The sequence below is a fragment of the Micromonospora sp. NPDC048887 genome, assembly GCF_040649715.1.
GTDB lineage: Bacteria > Actinomycetota > Actinomycetes > Mycobacteriales > Micromonosporaceae > Micromonospora.
The window spans coordinates 91,362-117,188 of sequence record NZ_JBEZGA010000011.1 but is presented as its reverse complement, the minus strand read 5'-3'; the positions used below and the strand labels follow the sequence as shown (position 1 = coordinate 117,188).

Sequence of the window (25,827 nt, the reverse complement as noted above, 5' to 3'; positions counted from 1 at the left end):
ACCCGGCGGGCGGCCGCCGTGACTTACCCGGACCCACGGGAGGCGATCGGAGCCGACTTCTGGCACCGTGGATGGGACCAGCCATACCGGCTAGCGTCGAGGGGGATTGGTGGAGTTCTCGCTGACGACCAGGCAGGGGCCTGTCGGCCCGGTGATCGAGGTCGCCGGTGATCTGGACATGGCCAGCGCGCCGCAGTTGCGTGACCGGTTGCTCGAGGTGGTGGAGGCCGGTGCGGGGGCGGTGGTCGTCGACCTGACCCAGGTCGGGTTCGTGGACTCCAGCGGCCTGGGCGCACTCGTGCTCGCCTACAAGAGCCTGCGGGAACGCGAGGGCTGGATGGGTCTGGCCGGCGTGCGCCAGCCGGTACGCAAGGTTTTCTCGATCACCTCGGTGGACCGCGTCATCCCACTTTTCGAGACGGTGCGAGAGGCGGAGGAGGCCTCACCGGCGGCGGTGCGCTGAGCGTCACTCGTCGGGGCTGACGCGGGCGGGGTCGGCGCCGGCGGTGGTGTTCCGTGGCCCGTGACCGTCGTACCAGTCGATGACGAGCATCGTGGCGTCGTCGTCCAGGACCGGCCCGGCGGCTGCCAGCACCGCGTCGGACAGCGCTCGCACCGCCTCGCGGGGGTGCAGGTGGGCGAGGCGGAGCAGGGTGGCGGGCAGGTCGACGTCGGCGGCGTTGCGGTCCCGCATGCCGTCGGTGACCAGCACCAGCCGGTCGCCGGGCAGCAGGGACAGCTCCCCGCTGCGGAAGCCCTCCTCGGGGAACATGCCGAGCGGGAAGTTGGCCGGCAGGTCCACCGGCAGGACCCGGCCGCCGCGGACCAGCATCGGTGGGATGTGACCGGCGTTGAGCAGTTCGCACCGGCCGGTGGGCAGGTCGACGCGGCCCAGCACGGCTGTGACGTACGCGCCGCGCACGTTGGCGTGCTGGGCGATGGCCCGGTTGGCCTCCTCGGCCTGGGCGACGAGGCTGCCGCCGCGCCGCCGCGTGTTGCGCAGGCTGCCGACGCCGAGGGTGGCGGTGAGCGCGCTCGCCACGCCGTGCCCCATGGCGTCGGTGACGCTGAGGTGCAGGACGTCTCGCGCCAGGCTGTAGTCGAAAGTGTCCCCACCGACGCTGGCGGCCGGCTCCAGCCAGCCGGAGAGCGTGAAGGCGCCGGCCTCGCAGGTGAACGAGGCGGGCAGGAGCCGGCGTTGGATCTCGGCGGAGAGGCTGAACGGCGTGGTGCGCTGCCCCCACTCGAACAGGTCGGTGTGCCGGCGGTTGGCGATGACGACGAACGCCAGCGCGTGCGCCGTACGGGCGATCCGGGCGACCGCCGCGTCGTCCGGCTCGCCGGGCAGGTCGATCTCCAGAAGGCCGATCGCCTCTCCTCGCTCGGTGACCGGCGCGACCACCGTCCACCGGCCGTGACCGGGGATCACCCGGGCGGTCTGCTGGCGTAGTGCCTGCTCGTAGGGCCCGCCGTCGAAGGGGAGGACCTCGGCGGCCTCCTCGTCCTGTCGACGGCCGGGACCGTCGTCAGCCGGCTGATGGGTCAGCCGGACCAGCGCGCGACCGCTGAGGTCGGCGATGAGCAGCGAGACGCTCAGTGCGTTCAGGGCTGCGGCGATGGTGGCGGTGACGGCCTCGACCGCCTCCACCGGTGCGCCGTCCTCGGCCGACTGCAGTATGCCGGCCACTACCGCCCGTTCGCTGTTCTCCACCAGTCGAGCATATTCAGCCTGCTCGCGGGTCGCCTGGCGAGCGGGACGCCGGAGGCCGTGGCCGTCGACGCGGCTCTATTGCATAAAGTTTGCAACTACAGGATGCTGGCAGCAGCGGGTGGGTGCCCGGGCACGCGATGATCTGATCTTCGCCGGGGCACCCGCCCGGTTGCTGCCGGGACGACGGTCCGAAGGAGCTGCCGGTGGGGATCAGGCCCATGCCCGTACGCGTGGCGGCGGTGCTCGCCGCCGCCCTGCTCGCCGCCGCCTGCTCGTCGCCGACGGCGTCGACCGGCACGAGCGGGGCCGGCACGGTGGTGGTCGCCACCGCCGGTGAGCCGGACACGCTCAATCCGGTGCTCAACTACGGGGTCGACGGCGCGTCGTTGATCTTCGACGGGCTGGTCGCCCGGGACGCCCGCAACCAACTGGTGCCGGCGCTGGCCCGCGAGCTGCCCACCGTCTCGGCGGACGGGAAGACGGTCACCGCGAAGCTGCGCGAGGGCGTGCGGTTCCACGACGGCAGCCCGCTCACCGCGCAGGACGTGGTCTTCACCTACCAGGCGGTGCTGGACCCCGCTGTCGACTCGACGCTGCGCTCCGACCTCGACATGCTCGCCTCCGTCGCCGCGCCCGACCCGGCGACAGTCGTGTTCACGCTGAAGTACGCGTACGCGCCGTTCCTGCAACGGCTGGCGCTGGGGATCGTCCCGGCGAAGGCGTTCGCCGGGCAGGACGTCAACAAGGCCGCGTTCAACCGTAAGCCGGTCGGCACCGGCCCGTACCGGTTCACGTCCTGGACCCCGGGTGACCGGCTCGTGCTCGCGGCGAACGAGGCGTACTGGGACGGCAAGCCGGCGAACTCCGGCGTGGTGGTGGCGTTCGTCGCCGACGACAACGTCCGTGCCCAGCGGATGCGGGCCGGTGAGTTCGACGCGGCGGAGCTGGCGCCGAAGCTCGCCTCCGGCTTCGAGAGCCGCGACGGCTACCGGGTGCACAAGGTGCCGACCGCCGACTACCGGGGCGTCATGCTGCCGATGGGCAACCCGGTCACCGCCGACCTGGCGATCCGGCGGGCGCTGAACGTCGCGGTGGACCGGCAGGCCATGGTGACCGGTGTGCTCGGCGGCGCCGGGGAGCCCGCGTTCGGGCCGGTGCCGCCCACGTCGGAATACGCCGAGCCGTCGATCGTCGGCAAGCCGGCCGCCGACACCGCCGCGGCGACCGCCGCGCTGGACGCCGCCGGGTGGAAGCCCGGCCCGGACGGCATCCGGGTCAAGGACGGGCGGCAGGCCGCGTTCACGATCCTGTACCCGGCCACCGACAGCCTGCGCAAGGAACTGGCCCTGGCCGTCGTCGCCGACGCGAAGAAGGTCGGCATCACTGTCACGCCGGAGGGCCTGACCTGGGACGCGATCACCCCGCGGATGAAGACGGACGCGCTGATCATGGGCTACGGCACGCCGTACGACCCGGACTTCGTCTCCTACAAGCTGTTCAGCTCGGCCTTCGCCGGGCAGGGCTTCTTCAACCCCGGCTCGTACCGCTCGGCGGTCACCGACGCCGCGTTGCAGGCCGGCCGGGACAACGCCGACCCGGCCGCCCGCAAGGCCGCGTACGCCACGTTCCAGAAGCAGCTCGCCGCCGACGTGCCGTGGGTGTTCCTCACCTACCTCCAGCACACCTACGTGCTGAAGGACTCCGTGACCGGGGTGACGCCGCGGGTCGAGCCGCACGAGCACGACGTCGCCAACAGCATCTGGTGGAACGTGCACACCTGGACGAAGAAGTCGTGACCGGCCGGCGGCGGCTGGCCGGGGCAGGCGTCGTGGTCCGGCGCCGGCTGCTGGTCGCAGTACCGGTGCTGGCCGCGACAAGCATGGGCATGTTCGCCCTCGGCGCCGCCTCCCCGATCGACCCGGCCCAGCAGTACGCGGGCGCGGCGGCGTTCACCACCAGCGAGGAGAACCTGGCGCAGATCCGCGCCAACTGGGGCGTCGACGACCCGCTGCCGGTGCGGTACGCCCGCTGGGTCGGCAACCTGCTGCGTGGCGACCTGGGCTGGTCGACCAGCCGGCACGAACCGGTCACGTCCGTGCTCGCGTCCCGGGCCGGCTGGACGCTGCTGCTCGTCGGCACCGCGCTGGCCCTGGTGCTGGTGGCGAGCGTGCTGCTGGGCACGCTGGCCGCGTACCGGCGGGGTGGCTGGTTCGACAGGGCGCTGCGCGCCGTCGCGTACGCGGTGCAGTCCATGCCGGTGTTCTGGATCGGTCTCGCGGCCATCGCCGTGTTCGCCCTCACCCTCGGCTGGTTGCCCGCCGGGGGGCTCACCGACATCACCGCCACCGGCACCGACCCGGCCGACGTGGCCCGGCACCTGGTGCTGCCGGTGACAGTGCTGGCGATCTCCCAGGCCCCGTGGTTCGTGCTGTTCGTCCGAGACGCGGTCGCCGAGAGCCTGCGCGACGACCACGTCCTGGCCGCCCGCGCCCGAGGGCTGCCCGGCCGGGTCGTCCTGTTCGGACACGCGCTGCGTACCGCGCTGCTGCCGTTCCTCACCCTGGTCGGCACGCACCTGCCCGAACTCGTCGGCGGCGCGGTCCTGGTGGAGACCGTGTTCTCCCTGCCCGGGCTCGGCGCGGTCACCGTCGAGGCGGCGCTGGGCGCCGACTTCCCGCTGCTCGCGGCCACGACGCTGGCCACCGCCGTCGTGGTGCTGACCGCGAATCTGCTCACCGACCTCGCCTACGCCGCCGCCGACCCCCGGGTACGCCTCGATGACTGACCTCGCCCTCCCCGCGCGCGTCCGGCGCCTGCGCCGTCCCGGCAGCGTGGGCACGACAGTCGCCGTCGTCATGCTCGCCGGTGTCGTGGCCGCCGCGCTGCTCGCCCCGGTCCTGTGGCCGCTGGACCAGAGCGCCGTCGACCTCTCCCGTACCCGGCTCGCGCCCTCGCCGGAGCACCTGGCCGGCACCGACGACCTCGGCCGCGACGTGGCTGTGCGCAGCCTCTACGGCCTGCGCGTCTCGCTGCTCGTCGGCGCGGTCGCGGCGCTCGTCGCCGCCGTCATCGGCGGCCTGGTCGGCGCGCTCGCCGGCAGCGTCGGCGGCTGGGTCGACAGGGCGCTCATGCGCGTCGTGGACACCGTCGCCGCGCTGCCGCACCTGCTGCTGGGCATCTTCATCGTGGCGATGCTGCGTCCCAGCCTGGGTGCGGTGATCGCGTCCATCGCGCTGACGCACTGGCTGTCCACCGCCCGGATCGTCCGCTCCGAGCTGCTCAGCCTGCGTAACCGGCCGTTCGTGGACGCCGCGATCTCCGGCGGCGCGAGCCGGGCCCGGGTGCTCACCCGGCACCTGCTGCCGCACGTGCTGCCGCGCCTGGCGCTGGCGACCACGCTCATGGTGCCGCACGCCGTCTGGCACGAGACCGCGCTGTCCTTCCTCGGCCTCGGCCTGCCGCCGCACCTGGCCTCGATCGGCAACATGATCAACGACGGGCAGCGGTCGCTGCTCACCGGCGCCTGGTGGGCCAGCATCGTCCCCGGCCTCCTGCTCGTGGCGGCCACGCTGGCGCTCGCCGCGCTCACCGGCCGCTGGCGCGACCGCCTCGACCCGCGCGTACGGGCGGAGCTGCACCTGTGACCGCCCCGGCGCTGCTGACCGTTGACGGGCTGACCGTCCGCTTCCGGCTGCGGGACGCCGTCGTGCACGCCGTCACCGACCTGAGCCTCACGCTGCGGCCCGGCGAGCTGCTTGCCGTGGTCGGCGAGTCCGGGTGCGGCAAGTCCGTCCTCGCGCACGCCCTGCTCGGCCTGCTGCCGCGCAACGCCACAGTCACCGGGCGGGCCGACCTGCGCGCGCCGGGCCGGGACGAGGTCGATCTGATCGGCGTCGGGGAACGGCACCTAGCCCGGCACGTACGCGGCCGGGCCGTCGGCCTCGTCCCGCAGAGCCCCGCCACCGCGCTCACCCCGGTGCGGACCGGCCGGAAGCTGCTGGCGGAGACGCTGCGCGCGCACGGGCACACCCGCCGCGACGCGCCCGCCGCCGCCGACCGGATCGCCGCCGACGTCGGTCTCGACCCGGCCGCCCTCGACCGGTACCCGCACGAGCTGTCCGGCGGCATGGCGCAGCGGCTCGCCACCGCGCTCGCCCTCGCGCCCGACCCGCCGGTGCTGCTCGCCGACGAACCCACCACCGGCCTCGACCGGCCGCTCGTCGACCACACCCTCGACCTGCTGCGCCGCCGCTGCGACACCGGCGCCGCCGTCCTGCTCATCACGCACGACCTGGCCGCCGCGCGCCGCGTCGCGGACACCGTCGCGGTGATGTACGCCAGCCGCATCGTCGAACACCGCCCCGCCGAGGCGTTGTTCGACGACCCGGCCCACCCGTACACCGCCGGGCTGCTCGACGCCCTGCCCGACCGCGCCTTCGTTCCGGTGCCGGGCCACCCGCCCGCGCTCACCGACCTGCCCGGCGGCTGCGCCTTCGCCCCGCGCTGCGCCCGCGCCACCGACACCTGCGCGACGCTGCCCCGTCTCGCCGCCGACGGCGCGGGCCGGGTCGCCTGCCACCACCCGCTTCGCGAGGAGGTACCGGCATGACGGTCACGGTTCCGGACGCCACCGACGCCGCCGCCCGGGGCGCCGCGCCGGCCGGCGGGCTCGCCGCGCACCAGGTCTGCGTCGCGTACGGCGGGCAGCGCGTCCTCGACCGGGTAGACCTGCACATCGCCCCCGGTGAGACGGTCGGGCTGCGCGGGCCGTCGGGCAGCGGCAAGTCCACGCTCGCCCGCGTCCTCGCGCTGCTGCACGCCCCGGACAGCGGGCACGTCACGATCGACGGGCAACCGCTCGACGGTGTCCGCCATCGCCTGCCGGCGCAAGTGCGCACCCGCGTGGCGATCCTGTTCCAGAGCCCGCGCGCCGCCACCGACCCGCGATTGAGCCTCGCCGACATCGTCGCCGAGCCGCTACGCGCCACCGGCACACCGCGCGAGCGGGCGGCCGCCCGTACGGCGGAGCTGGCCGAGCTGGTCGGACTCACCGCCGACCTGCTGACCCGCCGCCCGCACGCGGTCAGCGACGGGCAACTGCAACGCGCCTGCCTGGCCCGTGCCCTGGTGCACCGGCCGGACTACCTGCTCTGCGACGAGGCCACCGCGATGCTCGACGCCTCCACCCAGGCACACGTCGCCGCCGTCATCGGCGACTACCAGCGCCGGCAGGGCGCCGGGGTCCTGGTCATCACCCACGACCCGGCGCTGATGGCCCGCTGGGCCACCCGGGTGGTGGACCTGCCGGCGGCGTGACGTCGCGTCACTCCTCGACGGGTCGGCGTACGGCGCCCACCGCCCCGGCGACGACGGCCCCGAATCCGATCGCCATGAGCGGCATCCCCATCTCGAAGGGCAGTTCACCGACCCAGTCGATGCTGTCGCGCTCCGGCAGCGCGTCCAGGCTCACCGCGACCACGGCACCGGCGAGGAACATCCCGGCCACCGCCGCGCCGACCGCGAGCTTGGCGCACGCCACGCTCCGGCCGGCCCAGAGTCCGGCGAGGACGGCGATCGCCAGGGACACCACGACCAGCCAGGTCCAGCCGCCCTCGGCCTCCAGGTAGGTCCAGCCCGAGTACGACCACTGGTGGAGGCGGCTGGCGCGGAACCACGGGATCAGGTAGCCGAGCAGCGCGGTGGCGCTGCCGACCAGGAGCAGCAGGTCGGGGGCCGGGCGGTACCAGCGAGGGGAGTCGTCCATGCGTCCGGAAGGTAGCAGCCACCCTGATCCACTCGCACGGGTGGCGGTTCCGGGCCGCGCGCGGTCGCACGCGGCCCGGAGTGGTCAGCACCAGCCGTTTATCGGCCCGTTGACGCCGGTGGAGAGGTAGGCGTCGGACACCCAGCTGCCGTCGCTGAGCCGGTCCCACAGCGCTGTGGTGCCGTACCGGCCGGTGTGCGAGGTGCCGTTGGCGGAGCAGGCGATGGTCACTGTGGCGCCGTCGGCGACCGACCCGAGGGCGCCGTACCCCGTTCCGGGACCGGACCGCCGGGTCAGCGTGCCGCCGCCGTTGGCGTCGACGACTCCCTGGTTGAGCCCGAGCGCGCCGTAGTTGTAGAGGGCGCCGCCCACGCCGGCGAAGGCGGACCCGTGCCGGGCGCCACCCTGGTACTCACCGGCGCCGTTGGCGATGTCCCACTTCCCGATGCCGTGACCGGCGATCGGGACGTAGGCCGAGTTCTGCCGCAGCCCGAAGTGCACGTGCCGGCCGGTGGCGGAGCCGCCGCAGGTGACGTCGGTGCCGGTGTAGCCGAGGTACGCGCCCTGCGCGACGGCGGCGCCGTTGACGGAGATGCTGCTCCACAGGTGGTAGTAGTCGGTCGAGTACCCCCGGTCGTGGATGACCCGGATCCACCCGGTGCACATCGTGTACGCGGTTCCGGCCCGCGCGGCCCGGACCACCTGGTCGCCGCCGGAGAGGTCGATCGAACTCCACGGCGCGCCGCCGCCCCAGCCGTGCGGCCCGCCGGTGAGCGTCCACGTCTGCCCGACCGCGAACGGCAGCGCCATTCCGGTCCGGAAGTCGCTCCCGGCGTACATCGGGGTGACGGGCGTGCGGAACACCGCCTTCTCGTCCTGGCTCACCAGCGGTGACGCGGCGGCCAGGTCACCGAACGCGGCCTCGCCGTCGAAGGCGACGGTCCAGCCCTTGGCGCCGGCCCGCGCGAGGAAGACCGACCCGGTGGGGTGCGCGTCGGCGGACCGGTCCGCCAGCAGCACTGCGGTGCCGAACGCCCACCCGCCGTTCGCCCGGGTGACGGTGACCCGGGTCCGCTGCGGCCCGGCGGTCCGGGCGGCGGCGTCGGCCTGGCCGAGGAGTTTGGCGGTCACCGCGTCGGTGACGGGTGCCGGTGCCGGGCGGGGTGCGGCCGAGGCCGGCGCCGGCGCCACGGTCCAGGCGCCGATCGCCGCCAGAGTGAAGGAGAGCACGAGCCGTCGCATGGGGCCTCCTATCGACAAGCATCACTGAATGGCGAGGTTATCGAAGGGTGTGAAAATTGTCTACGACTCACGCGTGCTCCGATGAAGGATCTGTGCGCCGGGAGGGTGCCCGGAACGGATCGCGGACGAAGGCGGCGCACCAGCGGGTTGATCCGAGGCTGACCGGGTAGCTGAGCGGTATGCGAGTACCGACCCTGGTCAAGACCGCGGCGGCGGTGGCCGCGACCGCAGCCGCGGGTGCCGCCGTCACCTCGTCCGCCACCTCCTCGCGCTGGTACCGCGGCCTGCGCAAGCCCGCGTGGCAGCCGCCGTCCACCGCGTTCCCGCTCGTCTGGACCCCGCTGTACGGGCTGATCGCGGTCGCCGGCGCCCGGGCGCTGGACCGCTCCGAAGGGCCCGAGCGGGCCTCCTTCGCGCGTGGCTACGCGCTCAACCTGGCGCTCAACGCCGGCTGGTCGGCCCTGTTCTTCGGTGCCCGGAGACCGGCCGCCGCGCTGGCCGAGATCGCCGCGCTGAACCTGTCCAACCTGGCGCTGCTGCGCCGCGCGGCGCGCACCGACGGTCCGGCCGGAGCCGCACTGGCCCCGTACGTTGCGTGGACCCTCTTCGCCACCGCGCTGAACGGCGCCATCGTCCGTCTCAATCGCGGCAGGTGAGCCCGGTGCTCCCGCCGGGCTGGGCGAGGGCTGGGCGGAGCGTCCGTTTCCGCTGACCGTGCTCCGCCCGTTTCCATGGGGTGGGAACCCCGCGCATTTTCCATTTCGTCTCCCAGGTGCCCGTCACCCGCCTCGGCCTCGCCGAAATTGGCGGAAGTCGGCGATATCGGTTTCGGGCCGGTTCGCATGGCCGCGCATAATCATGGCGATATCGGTATCGTTCCGCCCTTGTAGTGACCAGTCCCTTCTGCGGGCTGTGGTGCGGTCTCGGAAAGAATCGCCGTTCCGGCACTTCGATGAAATAAGGGCCCGACCGCCTCAGGGCCCGTGACATTCGGCGGCGCTCCGCCGCTATAGTTCGACCATCCCCTATGGAGTGTGCCGGAAAGCGTCTGATCTGCGTGATGACACCTGGGCTGGGAAATGCGTCAACGGGCCCGTGCTTCGCCGGGCGGGAATCGCAGTTGGCGCGTATCGGGAAAGTCCGGGACGCGGCATTCGGCCAGGGCCGGCAGATGGTGTGTGAAGTGGTCGGCGAGCCGGGTGTCGGCAAGACCCGCCTGGTCCACGAGGCCCTGCGACGATGCGCCCCCGCCGTCGTCTGGGCCGTCGGGACGTGCGCACCGGACGAGCGGGGAGTTCCCTTCCACGTGTTCCGGCACGCCCTCACGAAGGGCCAGCCACCTCGGCGCGGGCTGCGGTCCGGGCGACCCGCGGAGAACTGGGCGGAGGCCGCCGCGCCGCCACCGGCACCGGAGCGGGCGTCGGACGTCAGGCGGTTCCGGACCTACCAGGCGGCCCGCCGGCTGATCGGGCTGGCTGCCCGGGACGGACTGGTGCTGGTCCTCGACGACCTGCACTGGGCGGACGCCTCCTCCGCCGGCCTGATCGCCCACCTGCTGCGGTATCCGGTGCCGGCGCCGCTGCTGCTCGTGCTCGTCTACCGCCCGAGGCAGACGGCGACCCCGATGCCGTTCGGCCCGCCGGAATCCGACGAGAACGCCGATCCGGAGCCGGCGTCCCACGACCGGATCGAACTCTTGCCGCTCAGCCTCGCCGAGGTCGCGCTCCTGCACCCCGACGCCGATCCGGCGGAACTGCGCGCCCGGTACGACCTGACCGGCGGCAACCCGGGTTACCTGGCGGCGCTTCCGGGCGGACCCGCTCCGGCCGGCACCGACCCGATCCGCGACGCGCAGAGCGCCCGGCTGCCCGACGCGGCGGTGGCCGCCCTGCGCCGCGAGTGGGCCGACCTGCCGCCCGTCGAGCTGGCCTGCCTGCGGGCCGGGGCGATCGTCGACGCGCCCTTCGCCCCGGAGCTGCTGGCCGAGGTGGCGCAGGTGCCGACGGCACAGGCGGTCGAGGCCGCTTGGCGGCTGGCCCGGCTCGACCTGATCCGCCGCGTACCCGGCACCGGACGGTTCGCCCTCCGGCACCCGGTGCTGCGGATGGCGGTCGCCCAGGACACCGACCCGGCGTGGCGGGTGGAGGCCTGCGCGCGGGCGCTCACCGCGCTCGTCGATCTCGGCGCGCCGCCGGTGGACCAGGCGCGCTACGCGGAACGCCTGCTCGCCCTGCCGAACGGCCGTTGGGCCGAACGCTGCGCCGACGTGCTCTCCCGGGCCGCACAGGAGATCCGGCGTGAGGCGCCGGATCTGGCCGTCCACTGGCTGCGGCAGGCGTTGCGGGCGCTGCGGCCGACGGCCGGTTCGACCCAGCGCCGCCGCGACGTGTCGCTCGCGCTGGCCCAGATCACCGGCGAGGCGGGCAACCTGGCCGAGAGCCGGGCCCTGCTCCAGGAGATCGTGCCGTTGTTCCCCGCCGACGAGGAGGGACGACGGGCCCGCGCGGTGGCGCTGTGGGCGCGGGTGGAACGCCTGCTCGGTAACTACGCGGAGGCGGCGGCGATCAGCCGGCGCGAGCTGGCCGCCCTGCCGGCCGGCACCGGGCCCACCGGCGGCTACCGGCTCGCCACCGAGATCGGTGTCGCCGGCATCCTGGCCGGCCGCCCCGTGACCGCGCTGCCCGACGCGCTCACCGCGGATCCGGGCGGCTCGGGCGTCGACCGGGCCGGCCTCCTGGCCGTACGCAGCCTGGCCGCCGTGCACGACGGCGCGCTCGACGAGGCGCGTGGGCTGCTCGACGCCGGAAGCCGCATCGTCGACTCGCTCCCAGACCGGGACCTGCGCGACCACCCCGACTGCCTCACCGCGCTCGGCCTGAGCGAGTCGTACCTCGAACGGCCGGCCGACGCGGTGCGGCACCTCGACCGTGGGCTGACGCTCGTCCGCGCCTCGCACCGCGACGACGGGCTCTGCCAGCTCCTGCTCGCGCGCAGCCAGGTGGCGTACCACGCGGGCCTGCTGGGCACGGCCATCGGACTGGCCACCGAGGCGGGCATCGTCGCCCGGCGCATCGGCAGCCACCACCTGCTGAGCTTCGCCCTGGCGTCCGAGGCGGAGGCGACGGCCTGGCGCGGCGACCCCCGGGACGACGACCGGGCGGTGGCGCTGGGCCGCAGCGCCGTCGGAATCGCCACCGACCCGGCCACCTGGTGCGGCCGTGCCGCGGCGACCGCCCTGGCGACTGCCGCGTTGCTGGCCGGTGACCCGGCGACCTGCGCCGAACTGGTGCACTCGGCCGGCGGTGACAGCCGGCTGAGCCGCCTCCAGCCCGCCGTCCGGCCGATGTGGCACGAACTGCTCTGCTCCGCCGCGCTCGCCGCGGGCGACGTGGCCGGCGCCGAACGGCAGGCGCGGCTGGCCATGGCCGAGGCGGAGCAGGTGGGCCTGCCCGGGCAGCGGGGCTTCGCCGAGTCGGCGTACGGCGAGGTGCTGCTCGCCCGCGGCGAGATCACGGCGGCGCAGCTCCACCTGGAGACCGCTGTCGACCTGTTCCGTTCCGGCGGCATGGCCCTGCGGCGCAGCCTGGCGCTGGCCTCCCTGGCCCGGGCGGCCGAAGCCGCGGAACAGCCCGGCCCGGCGGCGCGGGCCCGCCGCCGCGCGCTGGAACTGGCCGGATGGTGCGGAACGGAACGGGTCGGCCTGCGACTGGCCCGGCCGGTCGGCCCGCGCGCGGCTGCCGCCCTCACCGACCGGGAATGGCACATCGCGCGGCTGACCGCGACCGGAGTCACCAGCCGGCTGATCGGGCGGCAGCTCAACATCAGCCCGCGCACCGTGGAGGCGCACCTGACCCGGATCTACCGCAAGGCCGGCGTCACCTCCCGGTCAGGGCTGGTCGCCTGGGTCGCCCGGCTCGATGACACCGATCGGTGACCGCTGCCCGCGCGGGATGACGTCGTTCCGTGCAACGCCCACGGGCCGGGTAGCACGAGGCCGCGCCGCCACCGGCAGGGGCCGACCGCCGCTCACATACTCGACTGCACCGGGCGCGATTCCCGTGCACCGGTTGTGGATGGAGGACGAGATGCTGGGCAGAAGATCCGTCAGGGGCCCGCGTATCCTCGCCGTGCCGGCGATGCCGTTCGCCGCCGCCACAGTGGCGCTGCTCGTCCTGACCGGCTGTGGTGGTGAGCCGGTGGACGCGGCGACCCCGGCCCCCGACGACCCGGCCGCCTTCGGCCGGGACCGGGCCGCGCTGGTGCTCACCGCCTTCGACCAGGCAGACTCGGCCGCCTCGGTGGCCGGCGACGTCGAGACGCTGCGGACCCAGGAGGTCCCGCCCTCGCTCGACCTCAGCATCGCAGCGGTCCGCCGGGCCGCCTACAACCAGCAGACGCAACCGTCGTTCCAGCACATCAACCCGGCGTTCGCGGTGCCGCCCGGCGACCCGTCCTGCTTCCTCGTCACCGCCACCCTCAAGCTGGCCGGCTCGGAACTGGCGCCCACCGACGTCAGCCAGTTCGTGCTCGGCGCGGACGGCCAGTGGAAGCTCAGCCACAACGTCCAGGTCACCCAGTCCGCGCTGGTGGCCGCCCGGAGCATCGACGGGCGGGCGGCCACGGCGGGCGGCGCCGCCCTGGACGAGACCAGCCGGCGGGCCCTCGCCGCCGAGGTCTTCGCGCGCAGCATCGGGTCGACCACCGGCAACCGGTCCCTGCTCGCGTCGAGCCCGCTGCTCGACGGTCAGTTCGCCGGCGGCTGGGAGGTCTACGGGCAGCAACTCGCCGGTGCCGGTGCGGGGGTCCGGCGGACCCTGGACCGGGCGAAGTGGTCGGACTGCGCGGTCACCACGCCGGCCGGCACGCTGACCTTCCTGACGATCCACGCCGCCGACACGCTGAGCCCGGCGCCCGGCGGCCCGGCCACCGTCCAGATGGTCCCGCAGAGCCCGGACCTGATCGCCACCGGCCACCGTACGGCGGTGCGCGGCAAGTCGATCCGGGTCACCCGGGTGGAGACCTTCCTGCTGCTCGTACCGGCGCAGGCCACCGGCACCTCGGTGCTGGGACTCAACGACACCGCGCTGACAGTCACCGCCGGCTGACCGGGCACCGTCCCGCCGACGGCTGAAACCGGTGGCATCACGCGGGATCGGACGCTCCGAACGCGACGATGGCAGCAACCGTGATCGCCGGCGGGGCCGGCGGTGCCGCGCTCCGGCCACCAGGCTCGGGAGGAACCATGTGGCGTCCGCGCTTCCGATCGGACTACCTGCCGGTGCGACTGCCCGACGGCCCGCTCGTGGTGCTGGGCGAGACCCGAAGCCTGCTGGTCGACGATCCGGTCGCCGCGGACCTGGCCGGCCAGCTCGACGGCGCCGCGCCGCTGGCCGACGTGGTGGCCCGGCTCGCCACCCGGCACCCGGTCGCCGCCGTCGCCGCCGCCCTCGCCCGGCTGCGCGACCACGGCCTGCTGGCGTCCGGCCCGGCGCACACCTCGCCGGCCGAGGCCGCCGGCTGGGACGCCCGGGGGGTCCCGCCCGAGGCGGGGCGGCGGTGGATGGCCGGCGGCCAGGTCACCGTCGTGGACCTCGGGGCGCCGCGGGTGGCCGAGACGGCCGACGCGCTGCGTGCCCTCGGGCTCGCCGTGACGGTGGCCGGGCCCGAATCGGCCGACCTCGGCGATGACGACGCCCAGGTGCTGGTGCTGCCGTCGTCGATGCTCGACCCCCGGCTCGCGCCGATGAACGACCGTCACCTGGCCGCCGGCCGCGCGTGGACACTGGCCCGGCCGCACGGAAACGTGATCTTCCTCGGCCCGCACCTGGTGCCGGGCCGTACCGGCTGCTGGGCCTGCCTGAGGCAACGCTGGCAGGAGAACGAGCAGGTGAACGCCTTCCTCGGCGCCCAGGACCCGGCCGGCCCGCTGCCGCAGCCCGGACGGGCGGTCCTGCCCGGACTCGCCACCACGGCCGCCGGCCTGCTCGCCGCCGAACTCGCCGTGCTCGCCGTGCTCGGCACGTCGCCCCGCCTCACCGGCCGGATGGTCGCCCTGGACACCCGGGACCTCAGCACGGAGAGCCACCGGCTGGTGCGCCAACCACAGTGCCCCGCGTGCGGCGACCCGGACCTCGTCCGCAAGGCCGAACCGCGCATCGACCTGCCGCCGAGCGGCGCCCAGCCCAGCCGGTCCGGGGAGTCCCGCACCCGGGACGCCGCCGAGACGTACGCGGCACTCGTGCACCACGTCAGCAGGTACCTGGGCGTGGTGAGCCGGCTGACCCCGCTGGAGGCCACCGACAACGGCGTCACCCACACCTACTCCGCCGGGCACAACTTCGCCCAGCCCAGCCGGCTCGACGGCCTGCGCCGCAACCTGCGTGGGCAGAGCGGTGGCAAGGGCCGGACCGACCTCCAGGCCCGGATGAGCGCGATCGGGGAGGCGGTCGAGCGCTACTGCGGGGTGTGGCGCGGCGACCGTCCGGTGCACCGGGCGGCCTACCGGCAGCTCGGTCCGGACCGCGCGGTGCACCTGCGGGAGCTGCTGCTGTTCTCGCAGCGGCAGTACGCCGACCGGAACCGGCTCAACCGCGACCTCGGCCACCTGCACCGGGTTCCCCGCCCGTTGCCCGACGACGTGGAGCTGGACTGGACCACCGGCTGGTCGCTGACCCGGCGGCAGCCGCGCGAGCTGCCCGCCGCGTACTGCTGGTACGGCCATCCGGAGCTGACCGGGCTGGGCGTGTGCTCGGCCGACTCGAACGGCTGCGCGGCCGGCGGCAACCTGTCCGAGGCGATCGTGCAGGGCTTCTGCGAACTCGTGGAGCGGGACAGCGTGGCCCTGTGGTGGTACCACAGGTCCCGGATGCCCGGGGTGGACCTCGCCTCGTTCGCCGACCCGTGGGCGGTGGCCTGCGCCGACCACCACGCCCGAGTCCTCAACCGGGAGCTGTGGGCCCTCGACCTGACCGCCGACCTCGGCATACCGGTGTTCGCCGCGGTGTCCCGGCGGGTCGACGGCGGGCCGGAGGACGTCCTGGTGGGCTTCGGCGCGCACCTGGACGCGCGGGTCGCGCTGACCCGCGCGCTCACCGAGGTGAACCAGTTCCTGCCCGCCGTCGGCGGGCCCGGCTCCGGCCCCAACCGGTACGGCGTCGGCGACCCGGACACCACGCGCTGGTTCGGCACCGTACGGGTCGCCGACCAGCCCTGGCTGTCCCCGGATCCGGCCAGACCGTCGCGCACCCTCGCCGACCATCCGGCGCTGACCACCGGCGACGTGGGCGACGACGTGCGCCGGTGCGTACGCCGGGCGGAGCGGGCCGGCCTGGAGGTGATCGTCGTCGACCAGTCCCGTCCGGACGTGGAGCTGGCGGTGGTGAAGGTCGTGGTGCCCGGCATGCGGCACTTCTGGCGCCGGCTCGGCCCGGGACGGCTGTGGGACGTGCCGGGCCGACTGGGCCGGACCCCGCTGGCCGCCGACGAGACGTCGGCCAATCCGCTGAACGTGTTCTTCTGACCGGCGCTCCCGGCCCGCCGGGAACGTGGAAGGGATGTGGGGATGAGCACCGTGGCGGACCCGACCGGCCGGTGGCCGTCGTGACCGGCGCCGCCGGCCCGCCGGTGCAGGAGTCGTACCGGCTGCGCCGGGACGCCGAGCTGCGGCTCGGTGAGGACGGCTCGCTGGTGCTGCGGCAGACCCGCTTCCGGCTCACCCTGGAGCGACCGGGCATGGGCCGGCGGGCGCTGCTGCTGCGGCTCGCCGCCGACTGGGTCGGCGACGTCGAGGTGGGACGGCTGATCAGCGGCCTGGAGGGGGAGAGCCGGGTGTTGCCGGCCCAGTTGCTGCTGCGCCGGCTGCTCGCCCACTGCTGGCTGGAACGCCGCGTCCAGGTCGACGACCGGCCGCTGCTCGACCTCGTACCCACCGGCCTGGGCCGGGGCAGCCTGCCGGAGAGCCGTCCGCACACCCCCGGGGTCCGCTACCGGCTCTCCCGCTTCGCCACCCTCCAGCACGAACGGGGAACGCTGGTGGCCGCGTCGTCGCTGAGCACCCTCACCGTCGGCTGCGCCGACGCCGCCCTCGGTGCGGTCCTGGCCGCCGCGGTGCCGGGCCTCGGACCCGACACGGTGGCCCGCACGCTCGGCGTGTCGCCGGAGGCCGCCGGCCGGGTGCTCGACGAGCTGGCCACCGCCCGGATCCTGGTCACCGACGCCGAGTACGAGGCGGAGCACGACGACGCGCCGCTGGCGTACTGGTCACCGGAGGAGCTGCGGCTGCACCACCGCTCCCGGGCCGGCCGGCACGCGCTGCCGGTGGGCGGCACCTACCGGATGCGGGAGCGCTTCGCGCCGCAGCCGTTGCGCCGCCCGTACGACGGGGACCGGGCGATCGAGCTGCCGCTGCCCGACCTGGCGACGATCGCCAAGGCGGAACCCGCGTTCAGCCAGGTCGTCGCGGAGCGGCGCACCGTACGCGAGCACGACGACACCGCGCCGCTGCCGCTGGACCGGCTGGCGGAGTTCCTGTACCGGACGCAGCACACCACTGTCGCCGGTGAGGCCGGCGGGCAGGAGGTGGGCCACCGGCCCTACCCCGGCGGCGGCGGGGTCTACGAGCTGGAGATCTATCCGCTGGTCGCGCGCTGCGCGGGGCTCGACCCCGGGCTCTACCACTACGACGCCGTCGGGCACCGGCTGGAACCGGTCGCCGGGTGGGGCGTGGCCGCCGACCGGCTGCTGGCGTACGCCCGGGCGGCCGGCGCCATGCCCCGGCCGCCGCAGACGGTCCTGGTGGTCACCGCGCGCGTGCAGCGGCTGATGTGGAAGTACGAAGGGATGAGCTACGCCATGATTCTCAAGGACGCTGGTGTGCTGACCCAGCAGATGTATCTCGTCGCCACCGCGATGGGACTGGCGCCGTGTGCTCTCGGCGCCGGGGACTCCCAGGCCTTCGCCGAGTTGTCCGGGCTCGACCCGCTCGTCGAACCGAGCGTGGCGGACTTCCTGCTCGGCTCCCGCCACCCCGCCGGCGCGGGAGGCCGGCGGTGAAGTTCCGGCGGCAGGCGCTGCGCCAGTTGGAGGCGCCCGAGCAGCTCGACCGGGCGGTCCGGCTGACCACCGTGCCGAACTGGCTGGCCACCGCCGCTCTGCTCATCGTCGTGGTCGCCGCCGGGGTCTGGTCGGTGCGTACGGTGGTGCCCCGGACCGTCGAGGCGGCCGGCGTGCTGATCCACTCCAACGGCATCTCCGCACTCGACGCGCTGGACAGCGGTCAGGTCACCAAGGTGTGGGCGTCACCGCACCAGCGGGTGACGAAGGGCACGCCCCTCTACAGCCTGCGGTCGATGGACGGCAAGGTGCGGGTGGAGAACGCGCCGGGTGACGCGTACGTGGTGGCCTGGCTGGTGTCCGAGGGCGAGATCGTCACCCCCGGCACGCACCTGGCCGACCTGGAGCGGCTGGACACCGCCGGGGACGCGTTGCAGGCGGTCGTCTACGCCCCGGCCGTCGCCGCGCCGCTGCTGCAACCGGGCGTACCGGTCGAGGTGGCCGCCGCGGCGGCGCCGCGCAACGTGTTCGGCACCCTGGCCGGGCGGGTGACCACCATCGGCGCCTTCCCGGAGACGGAGGCCTCGCTGCGCGCCTTCCTGGGCACCGGGCCGGACGTCCGGCGGCTGCTCGCCCGGGGCAGCGTGGTGCGGGTGACCGTCACCCTGGAACCCGACCCGGCCGCGCCGGGTGGCCTGCGCTGGACCAAGTCCCCGCCACCGTTCCAGCTCAACTCGGCCAGCGAGGTCACCGCCTGGTTCACAGTGGACCGGGAGCACCCGATCGACTGGTTGCTGGGCCGATGACCGCGCCGACGACAGCCGCCACCGCGACGCCGGAGATTCCCCGGATCCGCCGCCGACGGGTGCGTACGCCCACCCTGATCCAGATGGAGGCGGTGGAGTGCGGCGCCGCCGCGCTGGGGATCCTGCTCGCCCACCACGGCCGGCACGTACCCCTGGAGGAGCTGCGCCGGGTGTGCGGGGTGAGCCGGGACGGCTCCACGGCGGCCACCGTGCTCCGGGGCGCCCGCAAGTACGGCATGGTGGCCAAGGGTTTCCAGATGGACCTGGCCGGCCTGGCCACCGTCGCGCTGCCGGCGGTGCTGTTCTGGCGGTTCGAGCACTTCGTGGTGCTGGAGGGGCTCGGCCGCAAGGTCTACATAAACGACCCGGCCACCGGGCCGCGCGCGGTGAGCTGGGAGGAGTTCGACGGCGCCTTCACCGGCGTCGCGCTCACCATGGAGCCCGGCCCGGAGTTCCGGCCGGGCGGCACCCGATACCGGCTGCTGCGGGCGCTGGCGCAGCGGTGGCGCGGCCCGGGTTCGGCGATCGCGCAGATGCTGCTGCTCGGCCTGCTGATCGCCGTGGTCGGCTTGACCATCCCGGTGATGGCGAAGGTCTTCGTCGACCGGGTGCTGTTGCAGGAGGACCGGGCCGCGTTCGCCGGGCTGGTGGCGGCGGTGGCGGTGGCGACGGTGCTGACCTTCCTGGCCAGCCTGCTCCAGCAGCGCCTGACCGTACGCGCCGAGACGGCGCTCGCCCTGAGCAGCGCCGCCCGGTTCTTCCGGCATCTGCTGCGGCTGCCGCCGGCCTTCTTCGACCAGCGGCAGGCCGCCGACCTCGGCCAACGGGTCCGGGGCAACGAGGTGGTCGCCGAGGTGCTCACCCGCCGGGCGGCCACCACAGTCGTGGACACCGGACTGGTGCTGGCGTACGGGGCGCTGCTCTGCCAGTACGACCTGCTGCTCGGTCTGTGCGCGGCGGTCCTCGCCGGGCTGAACGTCAGCGTGCTGCGTTACGTCGCCTCGACCCGGTCGACTGCCGTCGCGGGCCTCCAGGCGGACCGCAGCAAGATGGTGACCACCGTCTACACCACGCTTCAGATGATCGAGACGGTGAAGGCCGGCGGCGAGGAGGAACGCGCCGTGGCCCGGTTCGCGGCGCGGCACGCCACAGTCGCCTCCCGCCAGCAGCGGCTGGGGGTGCCGACGGCGGTGCTCTCCGTCCTGCCCGCGTTCCTCGCCTCGGGGACCACGGCGGTGCTGCTGGGGCTGGGCAGCCGGCAGGTGGTGGCGGAGGCGATGAGCGTCGGCGTCCTGGTCGGCATGCAGAGCCTGGCCGCCGCGATGAACCGGCCGTTGGGCAACCTGACCGCGCTGGGCTCGCGGCTTCAGGACATGAGCGCCGACCTCAACCGGCTGCGCGACGTGGAGCGGTACCCGCTGCCGCCGGCCGAGGACCGGCCCGCGCGGCGGTTGACCCCGATGGAGGGGCACCTGCGCATCGAGGAGGTCACCTTCGGCTACAACCCGCTGGGTCGCCCGCTGCTGGAGAACTTCAGTCTGGACCTGCCGCCGGGCGCCCGGGTGGCGCTCGTCGGGCGGTCCGGCAGCGGCAAGTCGACTGTGGGCCGGCTGGTCGCCGGGCTCTACCGCCCGTGGACCGGGCGGGTCACTGTGGACGGCCTGGAACGGACGGCCACCGACGACGGCCTGTGGGCGGCCACGGTGGCCATGGTGGACCAGGACCAGCGGCTGTTCGAGGGGACGATCCGCGACAACGTCACCATGTGGGACCTCACCGTCGCCGACGAGGACGTCGTCGCCGCGTTGACCGACGCCTGCCTATACGACGAGGTGGCGGCCCGCCCGGGCGGCCTGGCCGGTCCGGTACGGGAGAACGCCCGCAACTTCTCCGGCGGGCAGCGGCAGCGGCTGGAGATCGCCCGCGCGCTCGTCCGCAATCCCCGGGTCCTCGTGCTCGACGAGGCCACCAGCGCGCTGGACGCCGAGACCGAACGCCGGATCGATCTGCACCTGCGCCGCCGGGGGGCGACCTGCCTGATCGTGGCGCACCGACTGTCCACGGTCCGCGACTGCGACCTGATCGTCGTGCTGGACGGCGGCCGGGAGGTGGAGCGCGGCACCCACGAGCAACTGGTCGCCCGCGACGGCGCGTACGCGCGCCTGGTCCGGGACCACTGACCGCCACGACACGAGGAGACGCTGATGAGCGGCGCGGTGGAGGGTCCCGCGGCGGGTAGCCTGATCGGCTTCTGCGCCGAGGGCGTACGCGAGGTCTGCCGCCTGGACGACCCGGTGGCGGGCTGGCTGGTGACCGGCGGCGAGGCCGACCTGTTCGCGGTGCGCCGGACCGGGTTGAACCCGTCCCGTCGGCACCACGTCGCCCGGCTGCCCGCGGGCGGCCTGGTGCCGACGTCCACGGCGATCGGCGTGTGGCAGCTGATCCTGGTGCCGCTGCCCGGCACGGAACTGCGCGCGCTGCCCCGGCCACACCTGTCCCTCCTGGAGCGGCAGGTCCGGCCCGGCCTTCCGGCGGACGAGGAGGTCTCGCCGCGGGCGCGCGGCGCCGCCACGGAGTTGGTCGCGGCGGTGGACCTTGTGCTCGTCGCCGTCGCCGACGCGCTGCGGCGGGGGCAGGCGCCCCGGGAGGCGTCCACCCTGAGCGGGCACGAGATCGTGTCGCTGGCGCAGGGGAGCACCCTCGTCTCCACCGGCGGCGCCTGGTGGCTGCGTAGTGCCGGCGGGCAGTTGCGCCGCAACGACGGGGGCCCGGCGGAGGTGTCGGGGGAGCGCGAGCTGTTGCTGATCGCCGAGCGGGACTGGGTGGTGGCCGAGTCGCCGTGCGCGGTGGAGAGCCACGGCAGCTGGGACCTGCTGGTCACCGGCCAGCTCCGGTCGGCTGTCGACCAGCACGTGGTGCGGCTGCTGCGGCTGGTGGAGAGCCGGATCGAGGAGGCCGACGCGGCACTGCTGAACGGCGTGGAACGGCGTCGGCAGATCGACGCCGAGATCCTCGCCGCGGCGGCCCGCCGGTCACTCGGGGTGATCGGCGCGGGCGCTGCGCTTGCGGTCCCGGACCCGGAGGCCGGCTTCGACAGGTACGGGCGGGCGGCCTCGGTGCTCCGGGTGGTGACCGAGGGGATGGGCAGCCCGGTCAACGAGCCGGCGGACCGCGGCCGCGCGCCGCTGGACGACCGGGCGGCGGTGCGTGCGGTGTCCCGGGCGTCCAGCCTCTTCTTGCGCGAGGTGCGGCTTCCGGACCGGTGGTGGCGGCGGGACCTGGGGCCGCTGGTGGGGTGGCGGACCGGCGACGATCCGTCGGCCGCCGTCGCGGTGCCGTTGCTGTTCCGTCGCGGCCGCTACCACCACGTCGACCCGGAGACCCGCGCGTACGGGCCGATCGACGCGGCGGGGGCAGCGGCGCTGGCCGCCGAGGCGACCCAGGTGCAGGCGCCGCTGCCGCCGGTCGCCCGGATGCGTCACCTGCTGCGGGCCGGGCTCGTGGGCGCGGCCCGCGACGTGCGGGGGCTGCTGGTCGCCGCCGCCTGCGTGGCGGTGCTGGGCCTGGGCGTGCCGCTGGCCACCGGCGAGGTGCTCGGCCAGCTGGCCCGGCAGGGCGAGGTGGACGGGCTGTTCGGCTTCCTCGCGCTGATGCTCAGCGCCGCGGTGGTCGCGGGACTGGTCGGTGTGATGCAGAACCTGCGGTTGCTGCGGCTGGACGGCCGGTTGCAGTCCGGCACGCACATGGCGATCTGGGACCGGCTCATGCGACTGCCGGCCCGGTTCTTCACCGGTCGCAGCAGCGGTGAGATCGCCAACTCGATGCTGGGGATCTCGTTCGTCGGCGAGGCGCTGAGCGCGCTGCTGCCGCAGCTCGCGTCCGCGTCCGCGACCGTCGCGGTGACCCTCGGCATGCTCCTGGTGGTGGAGCCCGTGCTCGGGTTGTGGGGGGTGGGGATCGTCGTCGTCACGATGCTGACGTTCGGCGCCTTCGCCGTCCTGATCGCCCGCCGGCAGCACGCCGCGCTGCCGGCCGAGCACCGGGCGGCGGCGATGACGAACCAGTTACTCGGGGGCATCGTCAAGATCAAGATTGCCGCCGCCGAGTCCCGCGCCCACGCCCGCTGGTCGGAGGCGGCCGCGACTGCCCGGGCGGCGCTGCAACGGGTCCGGCAGAGCCAGGCGGGCCTCGTCGCCTTCGCCACCGCGCTGCCGGTCGCCGGTCAGCTCGTCCTGTTCGCCGTGCTGATGGGCCCGCTCTCCGGCCGGGTCTCGCCGACCGACTTCTTCGTCCTCAACGTCGGCTTCGCGATGCTGCTCGGCTCGCTGCTCGTGCTGGTGTCCGCCGGGGTCGAGGTGATCGCGGCGGTGCCCCGGCTGGGCGGCCTGCGGGACATCCTGCGCGCCGAGCCCGAGGCCCGGCCCGACCGGGTGGACCCGGGCGAGTTGCGCGGCGAGGTCGCACTGCACCGGGTCACCTTCGCGTACCAGCCGGACGAGCCGCCGGTGCTCGTCGACATAGACCTGCACGTCCGCCCGGGCGAGTTCGTCGCGGTCGTGGGGCCGAGCGGCTGCGGGAAGTCGACGCTGCTGCGGCTGCTGCTCGGCTTCGAGCGCCAGCAGCAGGGCGCGGTGCTCTACGACGGCCAGGACCTCTCCGAACTCGACGTGCACGCGGTACGCCGGCAGTGCGGGGTGGTCCTGCAGGACGGCCAGCTCTTCGCCGGCTCGGTACGTGACAACATCTGCGGCGCCGGCAGCTTCCCGCTGGACCAGGTCTGGGAGGCGGCGCGGCTGGCCGGGCTCGCCGACGACCTGGAGGCGTTGCCGATGGGGATGAGCACGATGGTGCCGTTCGGCGGCGGGACGCTCTCCGTCGGGCAGCGCCAGCGGGTGCTGATCGCCCGCGCGCTGGCGCCCCGGCCCCGGATCCTCTTCTTCGACGAGGCGACGAGCGCGCTGGACAACCGGACCCAGGAGATGGTCACCAGGAGCACCGCGACCATGGCCGCGACCCGGGTGGTCATCGCACACCGGCTGTCCACGGTCCGTGCGGCGGACACCATCGTGGTGCTCGAAGCGGGGCGGATCGTCCAGCGGGGCACCTACGACGAGTTGATGGACCAGCCGAACGGGCTGTTCCACCGGCTGGCGCGGCGGCAGCTGGTGGACCAGCCGGGACGCGTCGACGCCGTGGCGGAGAGCCGGCAGCCCGACGGCCAGCCCGCGGCGGGCTGACCGCCCGGTCAGCCGTTGTCGATGACCGCGCCGTCCTCCAGGCACACGTCGGTGTCGAGGTGGTTCTCCAGCAGCTCCGCGATGTGCGCCTCGGCCTGGTTCTCCACGGCGAGCCGGAACGCCTCGGTGAGCACGCCGACCACCCCCTGGGTCAGCAGCAGGGTCTCCCGGTCGAGGTCGGCCCAGGACGACCGGTTGCCGTTGCGGGCCAGCTCCGGCGCGAGGGCCAGCAGTCTCGCGGTCACGGCGGCGACCAGGTCGCCGGCGACCGGCCGGAGGCTGTCCAGCACCTCGCTCAGGGTCTGCAACGCCGGCACCGTGCCGACCCGTACCCGATGCAGGTCCAGGGCGGCGCGTAGCGGGCGCGGCCGGGTGGTCCGGACGGTGCCGTCGGCGGCCCGTCCGATCACGCCGTGCCGGGTGAGCGAGTGGGCCAGCGCGGGACGCTCGGCGGCCAGTCGTTGCAGCATCGCGGTCAGCCCGTCGGGCGCCTCGTCGCCGGCCCGGACCCCGAGCATGGCCTCGATGGAGACCAGGTTGAAGCCCTGTCGTTGCAGGGCGAGGATCGCGTCCAGCCGGCGGACGTGGGAGTCGTCGTAGAGCGCGGCCCGGCCGTGCCGCACCGGCGGGGGCAGCAGCCGCCGGGCCTGGTGGGCGCGGATGTTGCGCGGCGACATCCCGACCTTGCGGGCGAGTTCCTCCACGCTGTACCCGGCCGGGCCGCCGGGCGTCGTCGTCACCTCGTCGATGGTCACGGTGGCCTCCGGCAGCGCTCGGTGACGGAACACGGCACCCCGCCGGACCGCTGTCACGGGGGCGAGCCGGCGATCGCAGCCTAGGTGCGGGCGACGCGCGGGTGACAGGCGAGGAATCACTACTTGTTCACACTGATGACAATCATTAGAATCGCCAATCCGTGGCACGCCGTTGATTCCCAATTACCCGGCTTTCGCCGCGCTGCGGCCCCGTCGCGGCCACATTCGATGAAATTCCCACTCGCCCGGCGGGGCGGCACGGTCCACGGGCCCACGATGAATCGGAAACCGGTGGCCCGGGCCTCCCGCGCTGCCTTCGCCGTCCCGGTGTCACCGCGGGGCGGCCGACCGTCGAAGGGAGCAGGGGTGTGACAAACGTCGATCGGGCGGTCTTCGTGGCCGCGTACAGCCGGCTGGTCGCCGACGTCTGGGCCGACCCGGCCAGGGAGCGGGCGCTGGACTCCGACCCGCGGGCGTTCCTCGCCGGCTACGGCCTTCATCTGCCGGAGGATGTGCAGGTCCGGGTGGTTCGCGACGTCGCCGACGCCGATCCGGACCTTGAGGTGCAGGTCGAGTCGTGGGAGCTGGCGGAGGTCACCGGCGCCTTCGTGCTGTTCGTGCCGTCGCTGCTGCCGGTGGCCGAGGCGGAGCTGGCCGAGGACGAACTGGACAGTGTCGTCGCCGGGCTGGACTCCAGTTGTGCCTGCTGCTGTCCGTGCTGCTGCACCTGACACCGATGTCTGCCGCCCGCCGGGCGGCACGGCAGATTCTGATGGCAGTCAGCGGAAATGCTTGATTGCCTCACCTCGATCTTCCTAGCGTTCTCGCCACAGCAATTAACCGCCCGGCCCGCAGCCCCACGAAAGGACCGAAAGATGAGCAACGACGACCAGGAATACGGTGCCAGGTTCGTGACCAAGTACTCGGAACTGGTCACCGCCGTGTGGCGCAGCGACGAGGAACTCCAGCGCCTCCTCGCCGACCCGACCGGCTACGCGACCGCGGCCGGCCTGCCGGTCGCCCCCGGCGCCACTGTCGAGGTCGACCGCGCCCAGCCCGCCACGCTCTACACCAAGGAGCAGATCGTCGCCGACTGGTCCGGCACGCCCGGCCGGCACGTGCTGCACGTGCCCGAGGTGCCGCTGGTCGACCTCAACGAGCTGACCGAGGCCGAACTGGAGACGGTGGCCGGCGGCGTGGCCGCGGCGGCCGACAACAACGTCAACATCATCGCCGTCCTCATCGTCTGAGTTCCTCCCCC

The 25,827-nt window shown here is 74.3% G+C and carries 20 protein-coding genes; 16 read left to right on the top strand and 4 right to left on the bottom strand.

All coding sequences use genetic code 11. The features are described from left to right. Positions 1-106 precede the first annotated feature (106 nt). Entirely contained in the window at positions 107-463 is a 357-nt protein-coding gene (locus AB0C17_RS18515; RefSeq protein ID WP_357383329.1) for an STAS domain-containing protein, read from the top strand. Positions 464-466: 3 nt separating this feature from the next. Here the strand turns inward: AB0C17_RS18515 and AB0C17_RS18510 are convergent, their stop codons facing one another. Then, positions 467-1,711, bottom strand: coding sequence for a PP2C family protein-serine/threonine phosphatase (locus AB0C17_RS18510; protein WP_357383331.1), 1,245 nt, complete (start codon positions 1,709-1,711; stop codon positions 467-469). A gap of 203 nt (positions 1,712-1,914) precedes the next feature. On the opposite strand from AB0C17_RS18510, the gene AB0C17_RS18505 reads away from it, so the two are divergent. Genes AB0C17_RS18505 through AB0C17_RS18485 form a run of 5 tightly spaced genes read left to right on the top strand, consistent with a single transcriptional unit; the run spans position 1,915 to position 7,027 of the window. Then, positions 1,915-3,507, top strand: coding sequence for an ABC transporter substrate-binding protein (locus AB0C17_RS18505; protein ID WP_357479530.1), 1,593 nt, complete (start codon positions 1,915-1,917; stop codon positions 3,505-3,507). Next, positions 3,474-4,496 carry an ABC transporter permease gene (locus AB0C17_RS18500; RefSeq protein ID WP_357479527.1) on the top strand — a complete coding sequence of 341 codons (1,023 nt, stop codon included), beginning with the start codon at positions 3,474-3,476 and terminating at the stop codon, positions 4,494-4,496. Before AB0C17_RS18505 ends, AB0C17_RS18500 begins: the two co-directional genes overlap by 34 nt. Continuing rightward, the gene (locus AB0C17_RS18495; protein WP_357383337.1) at positions 4,489-5,355 is read left to right on the top strand and encodes an ABC transporter permease; all 867 of its coding nucleotides are present in this window, start codon (positions 4,489-4,491) and stop codon (positions 5,353-5,355) included. The genes AB0C17_RS18500 and AB0C17_RS18495 overlap by 8 nt, the downstream gene beginning before the upstream one ends. Then, positions 5,352-6,320 carry an ABC transporter ATP-binding protein gene (locus tag AB0C17_RS18490; protein WP_357383339.1) on the top strand — a complete coding sequence of 323 codons (969 nt, stop codon included), beginning with the start codon at positions 5,352-5,354 and terminating at the stop codon, positions 6,318-6,320. Before AB0C17_RS18495 ends, AB0C17_RS18490 begins: the two co-directional genes overlap by 4 nt. Continuing rightward, positions 6,317-7,027, top strand: coding sequence for a dipeptide/oligopeptide/nickel ABC transporter ATP-binding protein (locus AB0C17_RS18485; protein ID WP_357383341.1), 711 nt, complete (start codon positions 6,317-6,319; stop codon positions 7,025-7,027). Before AB0C17_RS18490 ends, AB0C17_RS18485 begins: the two co-directional genes overlap by 4 nt. Positions 7,028-7,034: 7 nt before the next feature. Here AB0C17_RS18485 and AB0C17_RS18480 read toward each other — a convergent pair whose 3' ends face one another. Further along, positions 7,035-7,475, bottom strand: a complete 441-nt coding sequence (locus AB0C17_RS18480; protein ID WP_357383343.1) for a hypothetical protein — start codon at positions 7,473-7,475, stop codon at positions 7,035-7,037. Positions 7,476-7,559: 84 nt separating this feature from the next. Then, positions 7,560-8,717 carry a peptidoglycan DD-metalloendopeptidase family protein gene (locus AB0C17_RS18475; protein ID WP_357479524.1) on the bottom strand — a complete coding sequence of 386 codons (1,158 nt, stop codon included), beginning with the start codon at positions 8,715-8,717 and terminating at the stop codon, positions 7,560-7,562. Positions 8,718-8,896: 179 nt separating this feature from the next. Here AB0C17_RS18475 and AB0C17_RS18470 point away from each other — a divergent pair, with 179 nt between their 5' ends. The 8 genes from AB0C17_RS18470 to AB0C17_RS18435 all read left to right on the top strand — a co-directional run bounded on the left by AB0C17_RS18470 (position 8,897) and on the right by AB0C17_RS18435 (position 23,811). Continuing rightward, positions 8,897-9,373 carry a TspO/MBR family protein gene (locus AB0C17_RS18470; protein ID WP_357383347.1) on the top strand — a complete coding sequence of 159 codons (477 nt, stop codon included), beginning with the start codon at positions 8,897-8,899 and terminating at the stop codon, positions 9,371-9,373. A gap of 371 nt (positions 9,374-9,744) precedes the next feature. Beyond that, positions 9,745-12,651: an AAA family ATPase gene (locus tag AB0C17_RS18465; protein ID WP_357479522.1), complete on the top strand. Its 2,907-nt coding sequence runs from the start codon at positions 9,745-9,747 to the stop codon at positions 12,649-12,651. A 151-nt stretch (positions 12,652-12,802) separates the two neighbouring features. Further along, on the top strand, positions 12,803-13,822 hold the full coding sequence (locus AB0C17_RS18460) for a hypothetical protein (protein ID WP_357383351.1): 1,020 nt from the start codon (positions 12,803-12,805) through the stop codon (positions 13,820-13,822). A gap of 137 nt (positions 13,823-13,959) precedes the next feature. After that, a complete protein-coding gene (locus AB0C17_RS18455; RefSeq protein WP_357383353.1) occupies positions 13,960-16,236 on the top strand; it encodes a TOMM precursor leader peptide-binding protein in 2,277 nt (758 codons plus the stop codon). 80 nt (positions 16,237-16,316) lie between these two features. Further along, positions 16,317-17,768, top strand: coding sequence for a SagB family peptide dehydrogenase (locus AB0C17_RS18450; protein ID WP_357383355.1), 1,452 nt, complete (start codon positions 16,317-16,319; stop codon positions 17,766-17,768). After that, positions 17,765-18,574, top strand: a complete 810-nt coding sequence (locus AB0C17_RS18445) for an HlyD family efflux transporter periplasmic adaptor subunit (RefSeq protein ID WP_357383357.1) — start codon at positions 17,765-17,767, stop codon at positions 18,572-18,574. The genes AB0C17_RS18450 and AB0C17_RS18445 overlap by 4 nt, the downstream gene beginning before the upstream one ends. After that, positions 18,571-20,754: an NHLP family bacteriocin export ABC transporter peptidase/permease/ATPase subunit gene (locus tag AB0C17_RS18440; protein ID WP_357383359.1), complete on the top strand. Its 2,184-nt coding sequence runs from the start codon at positions 18,571-18,573 to the stop codon at positions 20,752-20,754. The genes AB0C17_RS18445 and AB0C17_RS18440 overlap by 4 nt, the downstream gene beginning before the upstream one ends. Positions 20,755-20,778: 24 nt before the next feature. Further along, on the top strand, positions 20,779-23,811 hold the full coding sequence (locus AB0C17_RS18435) for an ATP-binding cassette domain-containing protein (protein ID WP_357383361.1): 3,033 nt from the start codon (positions 20,779-20,781) through the stop codon (positions 23,809-23,811). A gap of 8 nt (positions 23,812-23,819) precedes the next feature. On the opposite strand, the gene AB0C17_RS18430 is transcribed toward AB0C17_RS18435, so the two are convergent. Continuing rightward, positions 23,820-24,599, bottom strand: coding sequence for a MerR family transcriptional regulator (locus AB0C17_RS18430; RefSeq protein WP_357383363.1), 780 nt, complete (start codon positions 24,597-24,599; stop codon positions 23,820-23,822). Between the two features lie 335 nt (positions 24,600-24,934). Between AB0C17_RS18430 and AB0C17_RS18425 the strand changes: the two genes are divergently transcribed. Together AB0C17_RS18425 and AB0C17_RS18420 are read left to right on the top strand one after the other, a co-directional pair. Further along, positions 24,935-25,297 carry a hypothetical protein gene (locus AB0C17_RS18425; protein WP_357383365.1) on the top strand — a complete coding sequence of 121 codons (363 nt, stop codon included), beginning with the start codon at positions 24,935-24,937 and terminating at the stop codon, positions 25,295-25,297. A gap of 144 nt (positions 25,298-25,441) precedes the next feature. After that, entirely contained in the window at positions 25,442-25,816 is a 375-nt protein-coding gene (locus AB0C17_RS18420) for a hypothetical protein (RefSeq protein WP_357383367.1), read from the top strand. Positions 25,817-25,827 lie beyond the last annotated feature (11 nt).